25 protein-coding genes are annotated in these 23757 nt (G+C 63.5%); 12 read left to right on the forward strand and 13 right to left on the reverse strand.

Annotated elements, in window-relative coordinates:
• The first annotated feature begins 61 nt into the window (after positions 1 to 61).
• Positions 62 to 979, forward strand: a complete 918-nt coding sequence (locus tag IRZ77_RS08610; protein ID WP_196173269.1) for a LysR substrate-binding domain-containing protein — start codon at positions 62 to 64, stop codon at positions 977 to 979.
• Here the strand turns inward: IRZ77_RS08610 and IRZ77_RS08615 are convergent.
• Positions 919 to 1500 carry a D-Ala-D-Ala carboxypeptidase family metallohydrolase gene (locus IRZ77_RS08615; protein WP_196173271.1) on the reverse strand — a complete coding sequence of 194 codons (582 nt, stop codon included), beginning with the start codon at positions 1498 to 1500 and terminating at the stop codon, positions 919 to 921. The genes IRZ77_RS08610 and IRZ77_RS08615 overlap by 61 nt on opposite strands.
• Positions 1501 to 1567: 67 nt before the next feature.
• Between IRZ77_RS08615 and IRZ77_RS08620 the strand changes: the two genes are divergently transcribed.
• Positions 1568 to 2725 (forward strand): hypothetical protein, encoded by a 1158-nt coding sequence (locus tag IRZ77_RS08620; RefSeq protein ID WP_046616793.1) that lies wholly within the window; start codon positions 1568 to 1570, stop codon positions 2723 to 2725.
• A gap of 16 nt (positions 2726 to 2741) precedes the next feature.
• On the opposite strand, the gene rimI is transcribed toward IRZ77_RS08620, so the two are convergent.
• Positions 2742 to 3197 (reverse strand): ribosomal protein S18-alanine N-acetyltransferase, encoded by a 456-nt coding sequence (gene rimI / locus IRZ77_RS08625; protein WP_046616794.1) that lies wholly within the window; start codon positions 3195 to 3197, stop codon positions 2742 to 2744.
• Positions 3194 to 3979: an energy transducer TonB gene (locus IRZ77_RS08630; RefSeq protein ID WP_196173274.1), complete on the reverse strand. Its 786-nt coding sequence runs from the start codon at positions 3977 to 3979 to the stop codon at positions 3194 to 3196. The genes rimI and IRZ77_RS08630 overlap by 4 nt, the downstream gene beginning before the upstream one ends.
• 237 nt (positions 3980 to 4216) lie before the next feature.
• Here IRZ77_RS08630 and mksB point away from each other — a divergent pair, with 237 nt between their 5' ends.
• Genes mksB through mksF form a run of 3 tightly spaced genes read left to right on the forward strand, consistent with a single transcriptional unit; the run spans position 4217 to position 9034 of the window.
• Complete coding sequence (gene mksB, locus IRZ77_RS08635) at positions 4217 to 5506, forward strand: Mks condensin complex protein MksB (protein ID WP_024086237.1); 1290 nt, start codon at positions 4217 to 4219, stop codon at positions 5504 to 5506.
• Entirely contained in the window at positions 5496 to 6203 is a 708-nt protein-coding gene (gene mksE, locus IRZ77_RS08640) for an Mks condensin complex protein MksE (RefSeq protein ID WP_013970824.1), read from the forward strand. Before mksB ends, mksE begins: the two co-directional genes overlap by 11 nt.
• Entirely contained in the window at positions 6200 to 9034 is a 2835-nt protein-coding gene (gene mksF / locus IRZ77_RS08645; protein WP_196173276.1) for an Mks condensin complex protein MksF, read from the forward strand. Before mksE ends, mksF begins: the two co-directional genes overlap by 4 nt.
• A gap of 143 nt (positions 9035 to 9177) precedes the next feature.
• On the opposite strand, the gene IRZ77_RS08650 is transcribed toward mksF, so the two are convergent.
• The 5 genes from IRZ77_RS08650 to rplU all read right to left on the reverse strand — a co-directional run bounded on the left by IRZ77_RS08650 (position 9178) and on the right by rplU (position 12874).
• Positions 9178 to 9621 (reverse strand): CreA family protein, encoded by a 444-nt coding sequence (locus IRZ77_RS08650; protein ID WP_196173341.1) that lies wholly within the window; start codon positions 9619 to 9621, stop codon positions 9178 to 9180.
• A 22-nt stretch (positions 9622 to 9643) separates the two neighbouring features.
• The gene (proB, locus tag IRZ77_RS08655; protein WP_196173278.1) at positions 9644 to 10762 is read right to left on the reverse strand and encodes a glutamate 5-kinase; all 1119 of its coding nucleotides are present in this window, start codon (positions 10760 to 10762) and stop codon (positions 9644 to 9646) included.
• Positions 10763 to 10847: 85 nt separating this feature from the next.
• Entirely contained in the window at positions 10848 to 12074 is a 1227-nt protein-coding gene (gene cgtA / locus IRZ77_RS08660) for an Obg family GTPase CgtA (RefSeq protein WP_046616802.1), read from the reverse strand.
• 189 nt (positions 12075 to 12263) lie between these two features.
• Positions 12264 to 12521 (reverse strand): 50S ribosomal protein L27, encoded by a 258-nt coding sequence (gene rpmA / locus IRZ77_RS08665; protein WP_046616804.1) that lies wholly within the window; start codon positions 12519 to 12521, stop codon positions 12264 to 12266.
• 38 nt (positions 12522 to 12559) lie between these two features.
• A complete protein-coding gene (gene rplU, locus IRZ77_RS08670) occupies positions 12560 to 12874 on the reverse strand; it encodes a 50S ribosomal protein L21 (protein ID WP_003247466.1) in 315 nt (104 codons plus the stop codon).
• A 244-nt stretch (positions 12875 to 13118) separates the two neighbouring features.
• On the opposite strand from rplU, the gene IRZ77_RS08675 reads away from it, so the two are divergent.
• The 3 genes from IRZ77_RS08675 to IRZ77_RS08685 all read left to right on the forward strand — a co-directional run bounded on the left by IRZ77_RS08675 (position 13119) and on the right by IRZ77_RS08685 (position 14946).
• Positions 13119 to 14087 (forward strand): polyprenyl synthetase family protein, encoded by a 969-nt coding sequence (locus tag IRZ77_RS08675; RefSeq protein ID WP_196173280.1) that lies wholly within the window; start codon positions 13119 to 13121, stop codon positions 14085 to 14087.
• Positions 14088 to 14274: 187 nt separating this feature from the next.
• Positions 14275 to 14616 carry a zinc ribbon domain-containing protein YjdM gene (locus tag IRZ77_RS08680; RefSeq protein ID WP_009686103.1) on the forward strand — a complete coding sequence of 114 codons (342 nt, stop codon included), beginning with the start codon at positions 14275 to 14277 and terminating at the stop codon, positions 14614 to 14616.
• Between the two features lie 84 nt (positions 14617 to 14700).
• The gene (locus tag IRZ77_RS08685; protein ID WP_003256316.1) at positions 14701 to 14946 is read left to right on the forward strand and encodes a PA4570 family protein; all 246 of its coding nucleotides are present in this window, start codon (positions 14701 to 14703) and stop codon (positions 14944 to 14946) included.
• Between the two features lie 118 nt (positions 14947 to 15064).
• Here IRZ77_RS08685 and IRZ77_RS08690 read toward each other — a convergent pair whose 3' ends face one another.
• From IRZ77_RS08690 to IRZ77_RS08710, 5 genes are all read right to left on the reverse strand, one after another.
• Positions 15065 to 15682 carry an FKBP-type peptidyl-prolyl cis-trans isomerase gene (locus IRZ77_RS08690; protein ID WP_025337633.1) on the reverse strand — a complete coding sequence of 206 codons (618 nt, stop codon included), beginning with the start codon at positions 15680 to 15682 and terminating at the stop codon, positions 15065 to 15067.
• Between the two features lie 85 nt (positions 15683 to 15767).
• On the reverse strand, positions 15768 to 16073 hold the full coding sequence (locus IRZ77_RS08695) for a DUF6482 family protein (protein ID WP_015268897.1): 306 nt from the start codon (positions 16071 to 16073) through the stop codon (positions 15768 to 15770).
• Between the two features lie 158 nt (positions 16074 to 16231).
• Positions 16232 to 16720 carry a TIGR00645 family protein gene (locus IRZ77_RS08700; protein WP_003247486.1) on the reverse strand — a complete coding sequence of 163 codons (489 nt, stop codon included), beginning with the start codon at positions 16718 to 16720 and terminating at the stop codon, positions 16232 to 16234.
• A gap of 200 nt (positions 16721 to 16920) precedes the next feature.
• Positions 16921 to 17259: a PA4575 family protein gene (locus tag IRZ77_RS08705; protein WP_003247487.1), complete on the reverse strand. Its 339-nt coding sequence runs from the start codon at positions 17257 to 17259 to the stop codon at positions 16921 to 16923.
• A 161-nt stretch (positions 17260 to 17420) separates the two neighbouring features.
• Positions 17421 to 19859, reverse strand: coding sequence for a Lon protease family protein (locus IRZ77_RS08710; RefSeq protein ID WP_046616150.1), 2439 nt, complete (start codon positions 19857 to 19859; stop codon positions 17421 to 17423).
• Positions 19860 to 20112: 253 nt separating this feature from the next.
• Here IRZ77_RS08710 and IRZ77_RS08715 point away from each other — a divergent pair, with 253 nt between their 5' ends.
• The 4 genes from IRZ77_RS08715 to IRZ77_RS08730 all read left to right on the forward strand — a co-directional run bounded on the left by IRZ77_RS08715 (position 20113) and on the right by IRZ77_RS08730 (position 23666).
• Entirely contained in the window at positions 20113 to 20601 is a 489-nt protein-coding gene (locus IRZ77_RS08715) for a DUF3015 domain-containing protein (RefSeq protein ID WP_003256313.1), read from the forward strand.
• Between the two features lie 74 nt (positions 20602 to 20675).
• Positions 20676 to 22529 carry an Lnb N-terminal periplasmic domain-containing protein gene (locus IRZ77_RS08720; protein WP_196173282.1) on the forward strand — a complete coding sequence of 618 codons (1854 nt, stop codon included), beginning with the start codon at positions 20676 to 20678 and terminating at the stop codon, positions 22527 to 22529.
• A gap of 215 nt (positions 22530 to 22744) precedes the next feature.
• Complete coding sequence (locus IRZ77_RS08725; RefSeq protein ID WP_046616152.1) at positions 22745 to 23101, forward strand: hypothetical protein; 357 nt, start codon at positions 22745 to 22747, stop codon at positions 23099 to 23101.
• Positions 23102 to 23168: 67 nt separating this feature from the next.
• Positions 23169 to 23666: a GreA/GreB family elongation factor gene (locus tag IRZ77_RS08730; protein ID WP_046616154.1), complete on the forward strand. Its 498-nt coding sequence runs from the start codon at positions 23169 to 23171 to the stop codon at positions 23664 to 23666.
• The last annotated feature ends 91 nt before the right edge of the window (positions 23667 to 23757 follow it).

Genomic DNA, 23757 nt, shown 5'->3' on the forward strand with positions numbered 1-23757 from the left:
TGAAGTTCCTCTGGGAGCGGGTTTACCCGCGAAGAGGTCGGCACAGGCAAACAGGGATGCCATGAAACTGCCGCCACTCAACGCCTTCCGCTACTTCGACATCGCCGCCGAAACCGAGAGCTTCGTGCGCGCCGCCGAGCACCTGCACGTCACCCATGGCGCAGTCAGCCGCCAGGTGCGCCTGCTTGAAGAAAGCCTTGGTGTGGAGTTGTTCGAGCGCCGCAACCGGGCCATTTTCCTCACCCCTGCCGGCCGTGCCTTGCAAGGCACTACCCAGGCGATCTTCGAGCAGCTCGAAGGCGCCGTGCAGCGCTTGCAGCAACAGGCCCGCGACAACGTGCTGGTGTTGTCGTGCGAGCCGACCATCGCCATGCGCTGGCTGATCCCGCGCCTGCCCCGCTTCCATGCCGCCAATCCCGACCTGCAGTTGCACCTGGTGGCCGCAGGCGGGCCACTGGACTTCGCCCGCACTGGTGTCGACCTGGCAATTCGCCGCGATGACTTTCACTGGGACAAGCAGCTGTACAACCAGAAGATCTGCGACGAATGGATCGGCCCGGTCTGCCATCCCGCCGCCCCCACCCAACTTGAAGGCCAACGCCTGCTGCACAGCGCCACCCGCCCCGGCGCCTGGCCCAACTGGCTGCGCCTGAGCGGCCAGCAGGCCCGACATACCGAGCGCGGCGACTACGAACACTTCTACCTGTCGATTCAGGCCGCCAGCGCCGGCCTGGGCCTGGCCATGGCCTCAGCCCTCATGGTGCGCGACGAACTAGACAGCGGCCAATTACAGGCGCCGTTCGGCTTTGTGCGTGATGGCTCGGCATACCAACTGCTCAGCCCCAAGCCGCTGGAAGACGACGGCAAGCGCCAGCGCTTCGCCACGTGGGTGACGGGCGAATGCAGGAGCTGCCTGGCTCATCTGGGCTTGATACAGAACGACGAACCTGCACGGCCGTCGCCACCCCAGGTGCGATAACCCGCGGTATCCAGATGAATACGCCCGGACGGATAGCGCCCCAGGCCCATGTTCCAGGCCTGGCCATACTGCTGCCAGAAACGGCACAGGGGGTTGGGGTCCGCCCAGTCGGGTAGCAGGATATCGACGGCGAACGCCCGGGTATGGGCGCTGTTGGCCGCCCCGCCGGCGCAGACGTTCAGGCGTGGGTCTCGATAGGCCGAAACCACCTCGAACTGGCGCAGGATGCCCTGGTCATGGAGCGTCTTGATCAGCGAGAGCGTCGAGCGCACCGCGGGCCAGTTGCTGGTGGGCGGCACGGCGAAGGGGGACGCGTGGCACAGCTTCCAGTCCGAAGCCGAACGCAGCAGTTGATGGATAGGCACCATGCCGTAAAGGCGGGCATCCACAAGCATCTCGCGAAATGGCCGTGTCTGATGGTCGCCGGCCCATTGAGCGAACAACCAGACATCACGCTCATCAGCCTTCGCCACCGCACACAACATGGCCAGCACCAGCGGCAGCCATCCAGCTCTTTTCATCCCTGCACCCCTTGCCACAGTATGTGCCACGCTGCCGAATACGGCTGCGCCCAACAAGGAGTTAAGCATGCACAAGATGGCAATACCGAGCCTTGCCGCCCTGGCCTTCAGCGGCCTTGCAGCCGCCGATGCGCGAATCGACCTGGGCGACGCCCAGCGCGTCACCCGCCTTTTCGCCTTCCCCAACAACTGCCACGTGATCTGTTATCGCGACTGGACCCTGGAGCAAACCGTAGAACACTATCTGACCCAAAGCGTTCGCCGCGACGGCCATGCCGCTGCCCAGGTACATGTAAGCCGCGACAACGATCGCCTGCACGCAACCATCAGTGGCGTACCCGCCAACTATGCAAAACCCCTGCGCAAGCTGCTCGACAGCGGTGATCTTGCCTATCAGGCAGCCACTCGGCTGAACGAGGAAGGCAAATGGTCCTATGACTGGTATCTGTTCCTGCCACTGGGCATGGCCCTGCAGAATCGCCGCAGCATCGAACTGCTGCACTTCCCGCCGGACTACTCGCTGACCCAGGCCCAGGACTACCTGCGCTCCAATACCACCGACCGCTGGGCCGAGCTGTTGACATTCAACGGCGTCGACGCCAGCCAGACCCCGGCCTACCAGACCATCATCGATATCGCTCCCATCGCCGCCCCCGCCAGCGCGGGTGAAACGCTGAAGGAAACCTACAGCTACTTCAAGGACTACCAGGTGCGCATGGTCAGCGAGATGACTCTGCAAAACCCCGCCAGGCCCCTGCCGATGGTGGCCTTCGGCGCGCCGGTACGCAGCTGGATCCAGCAGCAGTACGGGCCACAGGTAGATGTGCTGGGCCTGGTCAGCATCAGCCCGCAGCCAGGTGCCAAGGTGCCGGTGCTGGGTGCCAACCACCCTAGTGCCATCTGGTATGCCTCTAACAAGGACAGCCATGGTGGCGACCAGGATGCAGCCGATGCTGCTGGTTTGAAGATGATGGGGCAGGACCTGACGGCCGCCTGCTGGCAGGCGGGGATGGGGCGCAATCAGCGGGCCGACGCCAAGCTGACGCTGGATGCCTGCTCGAACAAGTGGCAGGTGACGCAGAAGAAACAGACCTGCGAACTGTTCTTCCGCACCGTGCGCAAGTACACGCCAGAGCAGGCCGCAGCCAAATGCAATACCGGCAGCGTGACCAGAAGCCTGCGCGACCTGGCCAAGCCGATGGAGGCCCAGCCACAGGACCTGTGAATGAAGCCCGCCCTGCTCAATCTTCGAGCAGGGTGCAGGCCATCACCAGCGCGTCTTCACGGCCGCCGGCAACCGGGTAATAGTCGCGGCGGCGGCCGATTTCGTTGAACCCGTAGCGCTCGTACAAACGATAGGCCGACTGGTTGCTGGCGCGCACTTCCAGGAAGCACTCGCGGCCATTGAGCTGGTAGGCCCGGGCCATCAGGTGCTCGAGCAGGCGCAGGCCCAGGCCGCGGCCCTGATTTTCCGGCTTGACGGTGATGTTGAGCAGGTGCGCCTCGTCGATGATCACGTTGATCACGCCGTGGCCCACCTGCTGCTGGCCGTCGAACATCAGCCAGACTTCGTACGACTTGAGCGCATCCTGAAAAATCCCGCGCGTCCAGGGATGACTGAACGCGGCATATTCGATCTTAAGTACGGCATCCAGATCCGCCTCGGTCATAGGGCGGAAACTGATCGAGTCACTCATTCAACGCTCTTCCAGCGCGCCATCAGCTGGCGCATGGCTTTCCAGACGTCCGCCTTGCGCTGCGGCTCGTCCATCAACAGTTCAAGGCCCGGCAAGGCCCAGGCTTCGCCCAGGCCCTCGAGCTTCAGGGGTTGGTAATAGGCTTCGCCGTCGACATTGGCGGCAAAGCGCAGCGCCGGCAGGCCGACCAGCCACAGGCAAGTGCACGGGGCGTCCTCCAGGCGCGCCTGGACAAAGCCCTGGACGAAATCGCGCGCCGCCTCCGGGCCCTGGTCCATGTTGCCGCGCACCAGCAGCGGCCAGCGCACCGGCTCGCCGATGATCTGCGGAGCGTCGGGCAGGTCGGCGGCGCGCAGCATGTCCTTGAGCAGCAGGTACGACGGGTCGCGGCTCTGGAACGGCTGGCCGGTGGCCAACTCCACCAGCAGCAGGCAGCTGCCGGCACGCAGCAACTGCAACGAGAAGCGCGGGGGTGGCACCGGGGCCGGGCGCGGTGGCGCGGCCTGCTCCTCGGCCTCGGCAGGCTTGGCGGCCGGCTTGGGCGCACTGCCCGGGCGCGGAATCTCGATTTTGGGCCGCTCGCCAGAGCGGGCCTGGGGAGTGGCCGGCGCCTCGTTGGCAGCCGGTGCCGGCCTTACGTCGAAATCGAGGTCCTCGACCGGCGCCACCGGCAGCAGCAGCTCGGGCCGCGACGGTGCGGCGAACGGCAGTTCGGCGCGCGGCAGCCAGTGCACCACTTGCATGGCGGAAAGGTAGGCGCGGCGACGGGGTTCGGTGAGCAAGGGGCGGGTTTCCGAGGGGTGAAGGCAATAGGGGATTCTAACGTGTACACCGTGTTTTTTGCAGCGCCTATCAGACCGAGCGCCGCGCGGGCGGCGCTCGGTCTGAATGCCACTACAAAAATCAAACCAAACCCACTTACGCCATAAGGTTATCCCCCATTACAGACCAAGGGGTGAAAACCTCCCCCTCGGATGCAGTACAATCGCCCCCTTTTTCTTGGCAACGAGTCGAAGCCAATGATCGAACCCAAGCGCGTCCTGCGCGCCCTAGCCGAACACTGGGCCCTGATCGAGCCGCTGTGCGAGCGTTTCGACCAGGGCACCCTGAGCCTGGTCGAATTGCGTCAGCACGTGGCACGCCAGCAGGTCGAGAGCACCCCGCAGGACATCACCCAGCTGCTCGACGTGTGGATCCGCCTGGATATCCTGGTCCCGGTGGCCAAGAGCCCGAACCGTTTCGAGCTCAACGCGCAGATCCACGATTTCCTCGCCTACCTGCGCCGCGAACACCGGCTGGGCCTGTGCCTGGAGATCGAAGCCTACCTGCGCCATCTGGAGCGCCTGGCCGGGCATATCCAGGACGCCTTCGACAACCGCGACAGCGACGACCTGGCGCGCCAGCTGCGCCTGCTCGACATGCGCGTGCGCGATGTACTGAAGAAGCTCGACAACGACGAGCAGGCACTGGTAGCCGTGGCCGAGCGGGCCAAGACCAGCAACCGCCAGATCCCGCTGCGCCAGCGCTATGCCGAAGTACTGGCGACCTGGGACGAGTACGTCGAGCCGATGATCCAGCTGGTCAACGCCGATGGTGCCTTCGAACAGGGCGTGCGCAAGGTCGAGACCGTGCTGCTGAAGCTGCTGGGCGAACAGGCGCGCCTGGGCCACCTGGTCGACGACGACATGCTGTTGCGCACCCACGCGCGCATCCTGGAAATGCAGACCAGCGCCCAGCTGACCCTGCGCCACGCCCGCGAACTGCTGCTGCCTCTGCGTGAGGAAGCCCGCCGGCACAACGCCGTGACCCGTGGCGCCGCACTGGCCCTGTCGGTGATCCGGCGCAAGGGCATCGACGCCGTACCGCAAGCGGCCATGCCGATGTTCACCCGCCCGCAAAGCACTTTCCTCGGCAGCGCCAGCCAGGTCGAGGCCTATGTCTACGCCCTGGCCCGCTTCGAGCCCAAGCCGGCGCGCTTCCCCAAGGCCCACAAGACCCAGTCCGGCGCCCTGCCCCGTGCACCGCGCACGGTCAAGGAAATGGCCGAACGCTGCGAACAGGCCCTGCCGCTGCCCGACCTGATGGTCTGGCTGCTGGAGCAGGAGCCCGAAGGCGCCACCGACGAGCTGCTGTACTGGTTCTCGCGCCTGTCGCGGGAAAAGCGCTTCAAGCGCGAACGCCTCGACCGCCGCGAGTACATCACCCAGGAACACTTGGTCAGCCTGCGCTCGTTCGCCCTGACTTCCAGCCGCGAAGACGCCGCCAGCGCGCCTACCGAATCCAACGCGAGCCCAGCCCATGCATCTTGATCTTTCCGAACTGTCCCAGCTCGCGCCGATCTTCCGCGAGCTGTTCAAAGGCTTCCACGTCAGCCGCCGCGACCCCGAGCTGTACGCCCAGCTGTCGAACTTCCAGGACCAGTACCGCACCCTGTTCAAGGCCCTGGGCTTCGAACTGGTGTGCGACACCCGTGGCTTCTACTACTTCGTGCCGGACATGACCGCCGCGCAGGTCAACAAGACCGCGCAGCGCCTGTCGCTGTTCACCTTCATCCTGGTCGAACACCTGGCCGACCAGGGCCGCGACCCGATGGCCGTGCTCGATGGCGGCAGCATCGGCCGTGACGAACTGCCATCGCTGCTGGACAAGTACCGCGACCTGTTCCTGCAGGCCGAAGTGCAGACCGTGGACGAGCTGGAAGAAAAAATCCTGCGCCGCATGACACAGCTCGGCTTCGCCTTCGAGGAAGGCGGCATCTACCGCTTCCTGCCGCCTATGCATCGCTTCCTCGACGTGTGCCTGGCCGTGCAGCAGGACCGCGACCTGGCAGCCACCCTGCACAGCGACCTGCCGCTGCCGACCCCGGTACTGGTCGAGGAAGAAAGCCCCGAAGAACTCAACCGCACCGACGACCCGCTCGACCTCAGCCCGTTCGAGGGCGAGGAAAGCGAAGAGGAAGCCCTGGCCCGGGCCATCCGCGAAGAGCAACAGGAGATTGACGCATGAGCCAGGAACGCTACGGCATCCGCCGCTTCGCACTGCTCAACACCGCCGGCTACAGCCTTGGCCTTTTCCCACTGGAACAGCCGCTGTCGGTCTACGGTGCCAACAACCTGGGTAAATCGGCGTCGATCAACGCCCTGCAGTTCCCGATCCTGGCGCGCATGTCGGACATGAGCTTCGGCAAGTACAGCCTCGAGCAGTCGCGCCGCTTCTACTTCGCCAGCGACACCTCGTACATTCTCTGCGAACTGAGCCTGCCCCACGGCCCGCACGTCATCGGCGTTGTCGGCCGCGGCCCGGGCGGCGGCTTCGGCCACCAGTTCTTTGCCTACAAGGGCGAACTGGACCTGACCCACTATCAGAAGAACGACACCTGCCTGCGCCAGAAAGAGCTGTTCACCAACCTCGAGCGCCTGGGTATCAAGGCCTACGAGCTGAAGCCGGACGAACTGCGTCGTCTGCTGGTTGGTGGCCACACCTCGGTGCCGCTGGACCTGACCATGATCCCGCTGCGCTCGACCAGCGAACAAAGCCTGAAAACCTTCCGCGCGTTGTTCATCAACCTGCTGCACATGCGCGAAATCACCGCCGCCAAGCTCAAGCAGCTGTTCCTCGACGCCTTCGAGCACAGCCTGCGCTCCGGCAGCGTCGACTACATCGCCGCCTGTGAGGAAGCCTTCCGCGACGTGCGCCGCATGGAACAGGACTACAACGCCCTGGTCGCCGCCGGCCCGCTGGTCGAGGCCCTGGCCGGTGGTGTGGCCCAGCGCGACATCCTGCGCGGCAAGCTGCACCGCATTTCGCCAGTGCTCGACACCCTGCTGGGCACTTGGCAGGAATACGCCATGGCTCGCAAGGAAGAGCTGGTGATCCAGGCCGAACACTACCGTGGCGAACAGGACCGCCTGCAGAACGACCAGCGTGGCGGCACCCAGGAGCTGATGCGCCTGGAGCGTGAAATCACCGGTATCCAGCGCTGGCTGGGCGAGCTGTCGGTGCTCAAGCACCGCTTCGCCCTGGTCGATGACGTCAAGGTGCTGGAGCAGCAACTGCTGGCAGCCAAGGACGCCCACGACGAACTGGCTGGCGCCCTCGCCCAGTCGCGGCAGTTCAGCGCCGAAGACCTGGACGAACGCGTCCGCGACCTGGAAAAGCGCCTGAAGCAGGTCAAGCAACAGCTCGACCACGCCGACAACAACAGCTATGCCCGCCTGCGCGAAGAGTTCTCGCAGCAGGACGTCGACCGCCTGATGCGCCTGTTCAACGGCGCACTGTTCAGCCTGCCGCTGGGTGACCGCGGTATCGAACTGGACGACAGCGACCTGTGGGTAAAATCGCTGGAAGCGGTGCTCGATGGCTTCAAGGGCGAACGCTTCGAAGCCCCGGGCCTGTCCATCGACCTTTCGCACATCGACCCACCGGCACTGCAGGCCCTGGCCGACCGCGCCGCCCTGCGTGACCAGAAAGAGCGCCTGGAAAAAGAGCTGAAGCAGCTCAAGACCCAGCAAGCCGTAGCCGCCGACCGCTCCGCCTCCAAGGCGCAGACCGAAGCCCTGTACCAGGAAGTACTGGACGCGCAGAAGGCGCTGGAAGACTTCCGCCGCAGCGAAACCCTGGCCGCCGAAGAACCCGAGAAACTGGAACAGCTGTCGCAGCTCGAAGCCGCCCAGGATGAACTCAAGCGCTCCAGCGACGCCTTCACCGAACGAGTCCAGCAACTGTCGGCCAAGCTGCAACTGGTCGGCCGACAGATCGGCGACCTCGAGGCCAAGCAGCGCACCTTGGAAGACGCCCTGCGCCGTCGCCAGCTGCTGCCGGCCGACCTGCCCTATGGCACGCCGTACATGGAAGCCATCGACGACTCGATGGACAACCTGCTGCCGCTGCTCAACGACTACCAGGACAGCTGGCAGAGCCTTCAGCGGGTGGACAACCAGATCGAGGCGCTGTACGCCCAGGTGCGCCTGAAAGGCGTGGCCAAGTTCGACAGCGAAGACGACATGGAACGCCGCCTGCAGCTGCTGGTGAACGCCTATGCGCACCGCACCGACGAAGCCCTGACCTTGGCCAAGGCCCGCCGCGCCGCGGTCACCGACATCGCCCGGACCTTGCGCAACATCCGCAGCGACTACGACAGCCTCGAGCACCAGCTGGCCCTGTTCAACCGCGAGATCAACAGGCGCCAGGTATCCAACCTGGAGAGCTTCCGCGTGGTGCTGGCGCCGAACAAGGAAGCGCTCAAGCACATCGACCAGATCATCCACAGCGCCGGTCAATACGAAGAAGGCGAAACCCTGTCGGTATTCGACCTGACCCAGAGCGCCGAGCAGGACAACAAGAACGAAGAGGCCAAGGAATACCTGGCACGGCTGGTGGCGGCCAACCACAACCAGCTGGGCCTGAAGGACCTGTTCGAGCTGGCGTTCGAGATCACCAAGGTCAACGGCCAGCCGGTGATCCACGCCGACATTGACGGCGCGGCATCCAACGGCACCACCATGACCATCAAGGCGCTGACCAACATGTACCTGTTGCTGCACCTGATGGACCGCGACCTGGCCGGGCGCATCCGCCTGCCGTACTACCTGGACGAAGCGGCGGACATCGACGAACGCAACCAGGCTGCGCTGCTGGAAACCAGCCTGCAGCTGGGCTTCGTCCCGATCCTGGCGAGCGTGAAGCCGCAGGTGTCTGCGCGCGTGGCGATCGACCTGGAAGGTGGCAGCGGGCCGAATGGCATCTACATCGACGAGGCGGACTGGAAGTTCATCAGCCGTCGGGATGAGGTGAAGGCGGTTGTGCGTGAGGATCATCAGGCCGAGGAATTGGCCTGAGGTAATTGGGGCCGCTTTGCGGCCCTTTCGCCGGCAAGCCAGCTCCCACAGGTATTGCACAAGCCCCGAGGCCTACACTGTACCTGTGGGAGCTGGCTTGCCGGCGATGGAGGCCAAAGGCCTCCCGGCGATCTGTCAGGCTATCAATGCCCCCAAGGCAGAATCGGAATCGCTGTCACCGCATTCTGCGGGCTGCCTTCGATCATGCGGTCGCTGTACACCAGGTACACCAGCGTATTGCGCTTCTTGTCCAAAAAGCGCACTACCTGCATGGTCTTGAACACCAGCGAGGTGCGCTCCTTGAAAACTTCCTCGCCATCCTTCAGCTCACCCTTGAAGCTGATCGGCCCGACCTGACGACAGGCAATCGATGCCTCCGCCCGATCTTCCGCCAGGCCCAACCCACCCTTCACGCCACCAGTCTTGGCCCGTGACAGGTAGCAGGTCACGCCCTCGACCTTGGGGTCATCGAACGCCTCGACCACAATACGATCATTCGGCCCGAGGAACTTGAACACGGTGGACACTTGGCCGATTTCCTCGGCCCCGGCCAGCATCGGCAACGCCAGTGCCGCCACGGCAATCATCCTTTTCAGCACGTGCCCGCCCTCAGACCAGAACCAGGTTGTCGCGGTGCACCAGTTCAGGCTCCGCGATATAGCCCAGGATGCTTTCGATGGTATCCGACGGCTGGCCAATGATCTTCTGCGCTTCCAGGGCGCTGTAGTTGGCCAGGCCGCGCGCCACTTCAAGGCCGTCCGGGCCGACGCACACCACCATCTCGCCACGACGGAAGCTGCCCTGCACGGTTTTCACGCCAACCGGCAGCAGGCTCTTGTTGGCCTGGCGCAGCGCCTGCACGGCACCGGCATCCAGCACCAGGGTGCCACGGGTCTGCAGGTGACCGGCGAGCCACTGCTTGCGTGCCGCAAGCATGCCGCGCTCGGGCGACAGCAAGGTACCCAGGCGTTCGCCAGCCTTGAGGCGATCCAGCACGCGCTCGATGCGGCCACCGATGATGATGGTATGGGCACCGGAACGGGCTGCCAGGCGCGCGGCGCGCAGCTTGGTCTGCATGCCGCCACGGCCCAGAGCGCCACCGGTACCGCCGGCCACCGCGTCCAGTGCCGGGTCGTCGGCGCGGGCCTCGTAGATCAGCTGGGCTTCGGGGTTGTTGCGTGGGTCGGCGTCGAACATGCCATCGCGGTCGGTGAGGATCACCAACAGGTCGGCCTCGACCAGGTTGGCCACCAGCGCCGCCAGGGTGTCGTTGTCGCCGAAGCGGATCTCGTCGGTAACCACGGTATCGTTTTCGTTGATCACCGGCACCACGCCCAGGTCGACCAGCGTGCGCAGGGTGCTGCGGGCGTTCAGGTAGCGCTTGCGGTCGGACAGGTCGTCATGGGTCAGCAGGATCTGCGCGGTGTGCTTGCCGTGCTCGCCGAAGCTCGACTCCCAGGCCTGCACCAGGCGCATCTGGCCGATCGAGGCAGCCGCCTGCAGCTCGTTCATCGCACTCGGTCGCGACGTCCAGCCCAGCTGGCTCATGCCGGCAGCCACGGCCCCGGAGGAGACCAGTACCAACTCCACGCCTGCCTCACGCAGCGCGACCATCTGCTCGACCCAAACGGCCATGGCACCGCGGTCGAGGCCTTTGCCATCGGCGGTCAGCAGAGCACTGCCAATCTTCACGACCCAGCGCTTGGCGCCCGTCACCTTGCTTCGCATCTTCTTCCAACCTATGTCGAATCTGTAGATACCGTGGATACAAAAACGCCGCTCCAAAGAGCGGCGTTTAGTGTACTGCAACCGGTCAGTCGCGCACGTAAATGATTTCCGGGCCGTCTTCGTCGTCCTCGAAATCATCGTCCCAACCGTCATCGTCGCCGATGTCGTGCACGCTCTTGACGCCGGTACGGCGCAGGGTACGGGCATCGTCCAGGGCCTGCAGCTGGGCACGGGCTTCGTCTTCGATGCGCTGGTCGAGGTCGGCCAACTCTTCGGCGTAGGCCGGGTCGTTGGCCAGGCGGTCGGCGCGGTCTTCGAGGTAGCGCATCAGGTCGTGGCTGAGCTTTTCGGTGCCCTGCTTGGAGATGGCCGAGATCACGTAGACCGGGCCTTCCCACTGCAGGCGCTCGACCACTTCCTTGACCCGCTCGTCGCGCTCGTCGTCCATGACCATGTCGGCCTTGTTAAGCACCAGCCAGCGTTCACGCTCGGCCAGCGACGGGCTGAAGCGGGTCAGCTCGTTGACGATGACCTCGGCGGCATCGGCCGGGCTGCTTTCATCCAGCGGCGCCATGTCCACCAGATGCAGCAGCACGCGGGTACGCGCCAGGTGCTTGAGGAAGCGGATACCCAGGCCGGCGCCTTCGGAAGCACCTTCGATCAGGCCGGGAATGTCGGCGATGACGAAGCTCTTCCAGCGGTCGACGCTGACCACGCCCAGGTTGGGCACCAGGGTGGTGAACGGGTAGTCGGCCACTTTCGGCTTGGCGGCCGAAACCGAACGAATGAAGGTGCTCTTGCCAGCATTCGGCAGGCCCAGCAGGCCGACGTCGGCCAGCACTTTCATTTCCATCTTCAGGTCGCGCTGCTCACCCGGCTTGCCCGGGGTGGTCTGGCGCGGCGCACGGTTGGTGCTGGACTTGAAACGGGTGTTGCCCAGGCCGTGCCAGCCACCTTGGGCGACCATCAGCTTCTGGCCCGGGGTGACCAGGTCACCGATCACTTCCTGTGTGGAGGCGTCGATCACTGTGGTACCGACCGGCACACGCAGGAACAGGTCGTCGCCTTTCTTGCCGGTGCAGTCGGTGCTGCCGCCGTTGGCGCCACGCTGGGCCTCGTGATGACGGGTGTAGCGATAGTCGACCAGGGTGTTGAGGTTTTCGTCGGCGATCATGTACACCGAACCACCGTCGCCACCGTCACCACCGTTGGGGCCACCGTTTTCGATGAACTTCTCGCGACGGAAGCTCATGCAACCGTTGCCACCGTCACCGGCCTTGACCCGAATGGATACTTCGTCAACAAACTTCATTCAAAACCGCCTCTCGCCTGTTGGCGAGTTGAATACCTGAAAAACCTGAGGCTCTTGCAAAAATGAGCGCGGCGGCCCCGTACGACCGTAGAAACCCACGCCGGCAGCCCATACAAACAGCTTTGCAAGAGGCTCACCACAAACGAAAAAGCCCCGTCGCATGACGGGGCTTCTGGAGCGACGTCGCGATTAAGCGGCGACGATGCTCACGTAACGGCGCATGAACTCGCCTTTCTTCTCGAACTTGATCACGCCTTCGATCTTGGCGAACAAGGTGTGATCCTTGCCCATGCCAACGCCGTAGCCAGCGTGGAATTCGGTGCCGCGCTGACGGACGATGATGTTGCCTGGCTTGATAGCCTGGCCGCCATACATCTTCACGCCAAGGCGTTTCGATTCTGAGTCGCGACCGTTACGAGTACTACCACCAGCCTTCTTGTGAGCCATGGTTCAATTCTCCAAATAAATTCAGGGGATCTAGGGGATTAAGCCTGGATACCGGTGATTTTGATCTCGGTGAACCACTGGCGGTGGCCCATACGCTTCATGTGGTGCTTACGACGACGGAACTTGATGATGCGAACCTTGTCGTGGCGGCCTTGCGAAACGACTTCGGCCACTACTTTAGCGCCAGCAACAACTGGAGCACCGATGGTGACTTCTTCACCGTTGGCGACCAGCAGGACGCGATCGAAGGTCACGGATTCGCCAGTGGCGACTTCCAGTTTTTCGATCTTGAGGAATTCACCTTCAGCGACTTTGTACTGCTTGCCGCCGGTAACGATTACTGCGTAAGACATGGTATTTCTCCGATAATCCTGCTCACCCAGCGCTTTATATGATGAGTATTGGCTGGCATGGCTGCACAGGGCTGGAACGGCCCGGCGCAATTGCGTAAGGCAGGTGCTGCCCAGGAAGTTAGGGTGCGCGATTGTACGCAACCGCGGTTTTGCTTGCAAGTACCGCCCCCGGGGCGCTGGCACCGCGCCTTGACACACCGGGACCCGCGACCTAGCATGCCGCGCAACCTCACTGGAGCAGCCGATGCAACCCCAATCCTTCTACCGCGCGGTGGCTGATGATTTCAGCGCCGTCGACGAGATCATCAAGAAGCAGCTGACCTCGCGCGTGCCGCTGGTATCGAAGATCGGCGACTATATCACGTCCGCCGGTGGCAAGCGCCTGCGCCCCCTGCTGGTGCTGCTGTGTGGCAAGGCCCTGGGCCGCGAAGGCGACGACCTGCGCCTGCTGGCTGCCACCATCGAATTCCTGCACACCGCTACCCTGCTGCACGACGACGTGGTCGACATGTCTGGCATGCGCCGTGGCCGCTCCACCGCCAATGCCCTGTGGGGCAACGCACCAAGCGTGCTGGTGGGCGACTTCCTCTATTCGCGTTCGTTCGAGATGATGGTCGAACTGGGCTCGATGCCGGTCATGCAGATTCTGTCCAAGGCCACCCGGGTGATTGCCGAAGGTGAAGTGCTGCAACTGTCGCGGGTACGCGACGCCAGCACCACCGAGGAAGTCTATATGGAGGTCATCCGCGGCAAGACCGCAATGCTGTTCGAAGCTTCGACCCACAGCGCCGCCGCGCTGGCCGAAGCCACCGACGAACAGCGCGAGGCCCTGCGTACCTTTGGTGACCACCTGGGCGTGGCGTTCCAGCTGGTCGACGACCTGCTGGACTACAAGGGCGATTCGCAGACCCTGGGCAAGAACGTCGGCGACGACTTGGCCGAAGGCAAGCCTACCCTGCCGCTGATCTACACCATGCGCGAAGGCACCGCCGAACAGGCTGCGCTGGTGCGCCAGGCGATCCAGAAGGGCGGCCTGGAAGACCTGGAGCAGATTCGCGTGGCGGTAGAAGAGTCGGGTGCACTGAAGTACACGGCGGAGCTGGCGCGTGACTATGTGAAGCGTGCGACCCAGTGCCTGGAAGTGCTGCCGGCCAGCGAATATCGTGATGCGCTGGTCGAGCTGAGCGAGTTTGCGGTCGCGCGTACTCACTGATAGACCGAGTCGTATTCTTCGCGGGCTTGCCCGCTCCCACAGGGACCGCGCAAGCCTCAAAGGTAGCGCAGACCCTGTGGGAGCGGGCAAGCCCGCGAATGCTTTTGTCCGGACATAATCACTTCTGAAAAAATACCTTATACAATTCGGGTTTTTAACCGCCCGTCTGTTTGTTTGAGGAACCGAAGTGAGCACTCTGCCACCCTGCCCGAAATGCAACTCCGAATACACCTATGAGGATGGCACTCAGCTGATCTGCCCTGAATGTGCCCACGAGTGGTCGGCCAGCGGCGACGCCGAAGCGGCCAGCGACGAGGTGGTGAAGAAGGACTCGGTCGGCAACATCCTGCAGGACGGCGACACCGTCACCGTGATCAAGGACCTCAAGGTCAAGGGCTCGTCCCTGGTGGTCAAGGTCGGCACCAAGGTCAAGAACATCCGCCTGTGCGACGGCGATCACGACATCGACTGCAAGATCGACGGCATCGGTGCCATGAAGCTGAAGTCCGAGTTCGTGCGCAAGGTCTGATTTTCCATAAAACCGCCAATTGGCGCTTGCTATTAAGATAATAAGAATTATTCTCATTGGAACTGCTTTCCAAGGAGAATAGCCATGACTTATCTGATCGACGCCTGGCTGGACCGCCCTCACCCTTACCTGCGCATCCTTCATCGGGAAACCGGCGAAGTGTGCGCGGTGCTTGAAGAAGAAGCGCTCGACGAGCTGCGTGACCAGGGAGACCTGGACATGAGCGGGCTGAATTCGAGTGAACCTGGGGTGCTCAAGGAGCTGGTGCGGAATCTGTTTCTATTTTGCTATGCGCGGGCGTTGCGCCCCGGGGGAACAGACTGGAACTGACGGAACTGGCGAGGGCTTCGCCCTCGGTCGCGACACAAGGCCGCTCCTGCAGGTGCATGCGTTCCCCTGTAGGAGCGGCCTTGTGTCGCGAATGGGCCGCAAAGCGGCCCCAGCGGCATTACAGAACGTCGAGCAGCTCGACGTCGAACACCAGCACGCTGTGCGGCGGGATGCTGCCAACGCCTTGGGCGCCGTAGGCCAGCTCGCTCGGCACGTAAAGGCGCCATTTGCTGCCAGCGTTCATCAACTGCAGGGCTTCGGTCCAGCCAGCGATCACACCACCTACCGGGAATTCAGCCGGCTGACCACGGTCGTAGGAGCTGTCGAACACAGTGCCGTCGATCAGGGTGCCGTGGTAGTGGGTGCGCACGTTGTCTTCGCGGGTCGGCTTGGCGCCTTCACCTGCGGTCAGTACTTCGAACTGCAGGCCCGAAGCCAGGGTGGTGATGCCGTCACGCTTGGCGTTCTCGACCAGGAATGCCTTGCCAGCGGCAGCAGCGGCTTCAGCCTTGGCAGCTGCTTCGGCTTGCATCACGTCGCGGATGACCTTGAAGCTGGCCGACAGGTCGGCTTCGCTGACGCGGCTGTCGGCGCCATTGAAGGCGTCGGTCAGGCCGGCCAGGATGGCTTCCAGGCTGACGCCTGGTGGCGGGTTGTCGCGCAGTTGGCCGCCCAGCTGACGGCCGATGCCGTAGCTGACGCGAGTTTCGTCGGTGGACAGGTTGAGTTCGGACATTGTCGTGCTCCACTGCAGGGCGCAGTGAAGCCGCGCCCTTGATGAAAAGGGCGAGCAGCCTAGCACACTGGGGCGCTGCGAGCAGCTACCAGGCCGAGCGCTGGGAAATCGGCACCTTCAAGTCTTCTTCCGGGTGCGTGCCCATGCCGCACATTTCGTCCTGTACCGACCAGTGCACCAGGTTCATCGAGACCATGGGGATGGTTTGCAGCAACTTGCGCGCATCCTCCACCGAATGCACGCGCAAGCGTTCACCACGGGCATCGGACAGGGGGTGGGGGTGGCCTTTGATCCGGGCCTCTAGCAGGTAGTCCCCGCCTTCGATGGCGATCAGGTTCAGTTCGTCGACATGGCCAGCCCTGGCCTCGGTGTTGAGCTGATGCAGGTTCATGAGAGCACCTCGCGATGGGAACCACGCATGAGAGCTCATTTTTTGTACAGAAAGGGCGAATGCACAAGGCATGACCGACGCCGCTCGTCAGGTGGACCGTGCCGGCCTCTTCGCGGGCTTGCCCGCTTCCACAGGGATTGCGAAGAGGCCTGAAAGGCTCAGTGCTTGGTCAGCTTGTCCAGGTAGCCCATGCAGAATGCCGAGACCACGAAGGTCATGTGGATGATCACGTACCACATCAGGTAATCGGTGGAGATGTTCTGTGCGTCCATGAACACCCGCAGCAGGTGGATGGACGAAATGGCCACGATCGACGCGGCAACCTTCATCTTCAGCGACGAAGAGTCCATCTTGCCCAGCCAGTTGAGCTTTTCCTTGCTCTCGTCGATGTCCAGTTGCGAAACGAAGTTCTCGTAGCCGGAGATCATCACCATCACCAGCAGGCCACCCACCAGCGACATGTCGATCAGCGACAGGATCACCAGGATCAGGTCGGCTTCGCTGAGGGCGAAGACGTTGGGCAGGACGTGGACCACTTCCTGGAAGAATTTCAGCGCCAGGGCCAGCAGGCCGAGGGACAGGCCGAAGTAGATGGGGGCGAGCAGCCAGCGCGAGGCATACATCGCGTTTTCGAGGATACGTTCCATGGAGTGTCGGGACTCATCAGGTGACTAAAAAAGCGACGGCGAGTATAGCCAGCCACCTGTTACAGCAAAAGCCCGGTGAATCGGGGCTGCTTTGCAGCCCAATCGCCGGCAAGCCAGCTCCCACAGGTTGATCACCGACCTGTGGCCATTGCTTTACCTGTGGGAGCTGGCTTGCCGGCGATGAGGCCAGTAAAAGTTACTCAGGTCTCAGGATGAAACTGGTAATCCCCCAGGTTCCGACACCGCTCACCATTGATCCGCCGCAACTGCGCCTGCAAATGCAAACACCAGATCTGCGGATCCTCGGCCACCTGGTACCCATGCAAGGTCAGGCTGTCGACAATGGCATTGAGCACCGATTCGGCCACCAGCGGCCCATGGAACGGCCCTTGTGCCTTGATCGCGGACGGTTGTTCGCCGGCCATGCCGGCGGCAAACAGCAGCGTCCACATGCCGTTGTCCCCGGCCAGCGGACGGATGCTGCATTCGATGCGGGTCACCAGGCCCAGGCACTGGCGAGTGAGGCTGAGATTGCGCATGGCCGCGCCCCCTCCAATAAGCCTTGTTCAGCCTGAAATTCAGGCTGTCTCCATCCTGAACGCTGATACCGTCCTTAAGTTCCAGCATAGAAGAACGGTAAAGAAAGATGGAAAACCGGCGCTGAACGGTAGCACATCGCCGCCAGCGCCGGTTTATTGACTCAGGCAGGCTTGGCCTGGGCAATCACCTCTTCCAGGCGTTCTTTCTCCGCCTTCTCGATTTCTTCCTCGCCAATCATCTCGGCGATCTCGCGCAGGCGCTCCACCACCCGGGCGTTGACGCTGCCTTCGGTGAACTGACCCTTGTCATCCAGCACACCGGCCTCCTCGCCCACCAGCAGGCTCAACGCCTCGTCGGCCTGGCTGACCGCGTACACGTGGAACATGCCATTCTCCACCGCCTGAAGCACGCGCTCGTCGAGCATCAGCGTGGCAACGTTGGCACGCGGGATGATCACCCCCTGCTCACCGGTCAGGCCACGCGCCTCGCACAGGCGGAAGAAGCCCTCGATCTTCTCGTTGACCCCACCCACTGCCTGCACTTCACCAAACTGGTTGATCGAGCCAGTGATGGCGAAGCACTGCTTGAGCGGCGTGCGCGACAATGCCGAAATCAGCGTGCAGGCTTCACCCAGCGAGGCGCTGTCACCGTCCACATAGCCGTAGGACTGTTCCAGGGCGATGCTCGCCGAGATCGCCAGCGGGAACTCCTGGGCATAGCGGCTGCCCAGGTAGCCGGTGAGGATCATCACCCCCTTGGAGTGGATCGGCTGGCCTAGGTTGACCTCACGCTCGATGTCGACGATACCGCTGCCACCCGGGTACACGGTGGCGGAGATACGCGCCGGCATGCCGAACGCCGAATCGCCCACTTCGAGCACGGTCAGGCCGTTGCACTTGCCGATGGCCGCGCCTTCGGTGTCGATCAGGATGATGCCGGCGAGCATGTCGTCCAGCACCCGCTGCGAAACACGCCCGGTGCGGGTGGCCTTGGCCTTGAGCGCACGCTCGATGTGCCCGGCGTCGGTCATTTCGTCACTGGCCAGCTGGCGGATGAAATCGGCTTCGCTGACCAACTGGAACAGGTCGCCGATACGCGCCGACAGGCGCGACTGGTTTTCCGCCAGGCGGGCGCTGTAGGTAGCCAGACGCGCCACCGCGTCACTGGTCAGTGGCGCCATGCCTTCTTCATTGGTGCGGGTACGCAACAACTGGGCAAACTGCTCCAGGTTCTCGTCGACCATGGGCATGTCTTCGTCGAAGTCCACCAGCACCCGGAACATCTCCTGGAAGTCCGGGTCGTGGTCCTGCAGCGCGTAATACAGCTGACGCGAGCCGATGATGACCAGCTTGATGTTCAGCGGGATCATCTGCGGCGTCAGGCTGACGGTAGCCACCCGGCCCAGCTCGCCCAGTGGCGACTCCATCTTCAACTTGCGCGACTGCAGCGCACGCTTGAGCGCGTCCCAGACGAACGGCTCGCCCAGCATCTTCTCGGCTTCCAGAATCAGGAAGCCGCCGTTGGCGCGGTGCAGCGCCCCCGGGCGCAGCTGGCGGTACGAGGTGTACAGCGCACCCTGGTCGGTGCTGTATTCGATACGGCCAAACAGGTTGTCGTAAGTCGGGTGCGGCTCGAACACCACCGGCGCACCGCCGTCGGCGTGGTGGCCGACCACCAGGCTTGGGGCGTACTGCTCTTCCAGCAGCTTGCGCGCGGCCGCGTCGGTCTTGCTGTCATCGACCAGTTGCTCGACCACGGTACGCAGCAGGTTCAACTGCACCGACTGCAGGTAGGCGCAAACCGCGGCGTTCTCGGCGTACTTCTCCGACAGCGGCGCCAGCAACGGTTGCAGGGCCAGGGTGATGGTTTCTTCGTTGAGCTGGCGCAGTTGGTTGTTCGACTCGCGTTTCCATTGCGGCAGGCTGGCCAGCTCTTCGTTCAGGCGCTCCTCGAGCAGGGCGATATCCTCGTGGAACTGCTCGCGCACCTCCTCTGGCAACTGGGCGAATTCGGCTTCGTCCAACGCCTTGCCGTCGGCCATCGGCGTGAAGGCGACGTTGCTGGCGTCACGGTACAAGGCCACGTCCTTTTCCAGCGAGGCGCGCTCGATCACATCTAGGGCGCGGTCGTAACGCTGGTTGAAGGCGCGGTCGATGGCGCCCTTCTTCTGCTGGTACGACGGGTGCTCGAACACCGCCGGGAAGGTCGACAACAGGTTGTCGATCAGCCCGTTCATGTCCGCGATGAACGCCCCGGCGCTGCCGGACGGCAATTCCAGCGCGCGGGGCTCACGGGTGTCATCGAAGTGGTTGACGTAAACCCAGTCGGCCGGGGTCTGCTGGCGCTTGCCCTCGGCCTTGAGGTAGCGCTTGACGAACGAGAAGCGGCCGGTACCAGGCTCGCCCATCACGTACACATTGTAACCAGGGCGCGGCATGGCCACGCCGAACTGCAGGGCCTCGACAGCACGCTCCTGGCCCAGGACTCCGCGAAACGGCTCCAGATCGTCGGTATTGGTAAAGGCAAACTGCTCGGGGGAGAAACGCCGGGTCAGGGCTTCAGGCGCGAGACGCAGGCGCGCAGCGACAGGATCGGGCATTGGGTTTCCTTACTTCGGCGGGGCAGATACGCAGCATTCTGGCGCTGCCCGCGCGCGCCTTGCAAGGCTCCACGGGACTTTATGTCGCAGCCGATGCGGGTCATGTAACAGCAAATTTTTCGCAATCAACAACGCAACTCTTAGATCGTGCCTAAACTCCAAGCTGCGCGGGTGGGTGAAAAGCTTTCCCGACCTGGCAACCGAGTTGCCAGAAACCCTGACCCTTGGTTAAGTCAAATAGAGAACAAATGCTATGAAACGGATTCTTCTGGGTACTCTGTTCACCGTGGTCTCGATCAATGCCATGGCCGAAGCGCCAGGCGGCCCGAACTGCGGCTGGGGCAACATGCTGTTCGAAGGCCAGCGCGGCACTCCGGCACACTTCCTGGCTTCTACCACCAACGGCACCTCCGGTAACGCCACCTTCGGCATGACCTCCGGCACCAACGGCTGCTCGACCAAAGCGTCGCTGACCTACGGCGGCAAGTCCTGGTTCGCCATGAACGGCATGATGAACGAACTGTCCGAAGACATGGCCATGGGCCAGGGCGAAGCGCTGACCACCTATGCCGTGGTTCTGGGCGTGGCTCCGGAAGACCGTGGCTACTTCGCATCGGTCACCCACCAGCACTTCAACCAGATCTTCAGCAGCGCCGACGTCACTGCCGAAACCGTCCACAGCAACACCCTGGCTGTTCTGAAGAACGACCCACGCCTGGCCAAATACGCAACCGAGGCCTGAGTGCAGCTGCTCCCGCCCCGACCCCGGGGCGGGTTTCGCCTTTTTTCGGCATCGTTAAGAAGTAGTTGCCCGACATGCTCAAACGCTTCGTATCCCTGGCGCTGTGTGCCTGCGCCCCTGTTCATGCCGCGCCCGTGCTGGACCAAGGCCGTGTCCAGCAACTGGCCAACACCCCTTACTGGATTGCCCTGGGCCATTACGAAACCGCCAAGCTGGGTGGCTGGCGCAGCTATGTGGACGATGATGCGTTCTTCCTTGCCGAGGATGGCGCGCACCACCCCGACCAGGAGCTGCAAGCCACGGTCGAAGCGCTGTACGCCCCGGCCAGCCTCGGCGACAAGCATGCCCAGTGCGTGTTCCCGGCACGCACCCGCTGGCTGCGCGAACAGCTCGACCTTCAGAACCTGCCGCAACCGGACTGTCAGGAATTCACCACCTGGTACCAATCGATCGACCCGCACAGTGCGGCGCTGATCTTCCCGGCGGCCTACCTGAACAGCCCGTCATCGATGTTCGGCCACACCTTGCTGCGCATCGACCAGTCCAACACCCGCAGCGACGACACCACGCTGCTGAGCTACGCGATCAACTTCGGCGCCTATATCGAAGGCAGCGACAACAGCATCCTGTACGCCTGGAAGGGCCTGATGGGCGGCTACCCTGGCCTGTTCGCGCTGATGCCCTACCAGGAAAAACTGTCCGAATACCGCAGCCTGGAAAACCGCGACCTCTGGGAGTACCAGTTGGACCTGACCCCGGAAGAAACCGGGCGCATGGTCGAGCATGTGTGGGAGTTGAAGCAGATCCAGTTCGACTATTTCTTCTTCGACGAAAACTGCTCGTACCGCCTGCTGGAACTGCTGCAGGTGGCCCGACCAAGCCTGGACCTGACCTCGCAGTTCCCGCTGACCGCCATCCCGACCGACACGGTGAAGGCCGTGAAGCAGTCCGGCCTGGTCGCCAGCGAGACGTACCGCCCCTCTCGCGAACGCGAACTGCTGGCCCGGGCCGAGCCGCTCGATCACGACGAAAAGCGCCAGGTGCTGGCTGCAAGCGCCGATACCTCGCACCTGCAGAGCCTCGAGTTCAAGGCCCTGCCCCGCCAGCGCCAGGCGCTGGTGCAGGATGCCGCGTACCGCCTGGAGCGTTACCGCGCCAATGGCCAGGAGCGCGACCCTGGGCAGGCCAAGCGCAGTTTCGAACTGCTGCGGGCGATCAACAGCAACCCGCCACCGCCCCTGCAGATCGAGCGCCCGGGCCTGCCCGAGGACGGCCACGACTCGCGCACCTGGCAGTTGGGCGTGGGCACCCGCGAAGACCGCGCCTACGCCGAATACGGCCTGCGCATGGCCTACCACGACCTGAATGACAACGCCTATGGCTTCCCGCTGGGGGCGCAGATCGAGATCCTGCAGCTGAAGCTGCGCCAGTACGAAGGCAATGACTGGCAGGTGCAGCGCCTGGACCTGGCCACCATCCGCTCGCTGACGCCGCGCAACGAGCTGCTCAAGCCTTGGTCGTGGCAGGTGGCCGGCGGGCTGGAGCGGGTGCCGGGCAAGCATGATGACGAAGTGCTGGTGAGCCATGTGAATGGCGGGGCCGGCGGCACCTGGCAACTGGCCGACGGGTTGCTGGGCTTTGCCCTGGGCACGGTGCGGGTCGAGCACCACAATGATTTTGCCCAGTTCATCGCCCCGGCGGCGGGCTTCAATGGCGGGCTGCTGTGGCGCAACGGGCTGGGCAACATGACGCTGGAGGCCAAGGGCGACTACTTCACCAATGGCGAGGTGCGGCGCAGTGTGAGCCTGAACCAGCAGTGGGAGATCAGCCAGAACCTGGGCCTGCGGTTGAGTGCTTCGCGAGAGTTCAGCCACCTGGCCACGGCGCAGAACGAGGTGATGCTGGAGTTGAAGTGGTATCACTACTGAGGCCGCCTTGCGGCCTTTCGCGGGCATGCCCGCTCCCACAGGTACTGCACTGGCCTCGAATTCTGGGGTGATCCTGTGGGAGCGGGCGTGCCCGCGAATGGGCCAGTGAGGTCAGCAGAGCAGTGTGAACCAACCGAGTCTTTGACACTGTTTTGACGGCCCCCCGACAAACCGCCACCTAGACTTTCCAGTATCAACCGGAGGGTTTTGTGGTTATGTCGCGGTACTGGTTTGGCGTGTGCATGGCGTTGATGCTGTCTGGTTGCGAAACCACCCACGAGCAGATGGTCAACCAGGGCTATCCCCCCGCCTATGCCGATGGCTTCCAGGACGGCTGCAGCAGCGGCCGCCAGGCGGCAGGGCTGATGGTCGGCGGCTTTCGCAAGGACGTGCCGCGCTACCTGCACGAGCGCCAGTACGAAAGCGGCTGGGACGACGGCTTTCGCCAGTGCCACGCCATGCAGGACAGCGAAGAACAGCGCCAGTACCACGAGCGCTTCTGGGACCAGCGCGAGCGCGACTGGGAGCAGGAAAAGGACCGCGACGCCGCACGCGCCTATCGCCACAACTGAGTCGCAAACGGACATCCCTTGAAACCGGCGGCCTGCGATGATGGTCTCCTGCACAAGGAGGCCACGCATGAGCCGAGCATTCGTCAACGAAGACCAGGCCGCCGCCCAGGCTGATCAGCCAGTCGAGCGACGGGTCAGCGAACAACCCAACTACGTGACCGCCAGCGGCCTGCGCCAGCTGCAGGAGCGCGTGGCCGAACTGAACGCCCTGCGCAGCGAACTGCAGGCACAGGGCGAACGTGGCGACAAGCAGCGCCTGGCGGATACCGAACGGGACCTGCGCTACTTCAGCGCGCGGGCGCAGAGTGCCCAGGTGGTGCCGACGGCGACGTCGCGGAGCAAGGTGCAGATTGGTAGCCGGGTGCGGTTTGTCGATGCGCAGGACCAGGAGCAAGTGGTAAGGCTGGTGGGCGAGGACGAGGCGGATGCCGGGCGGGGGTTGATCAACTGGGGTTCGCCGCTGGGGCGGGCTTTGCTCGGGGCGGGGCCTGGGGATGAGGTGGTCTGGCGGCGGCCGGTGGGGGAGCAGGTGATCGAAGTGGTTGAGGTTTTTGGTGAAGGTTGAGGGACCTGGGGCTGCTTTGCAGCCCATCGCGACACAAGGCCGCTCCTACAAGGGCCGCGCCATTTCTGAACATGCGCGATAGCTGTAGGAG

This window comes from Pseudomonas pudica (genome assembly GCF_015680405.1).
GTDB lineage: Bacteria > Pseudomonadota > Gammaproteobacteria > Pseudomonadales > Pseudomonadaceae > Aquipseudomonas > Aquipseudomonas pudica.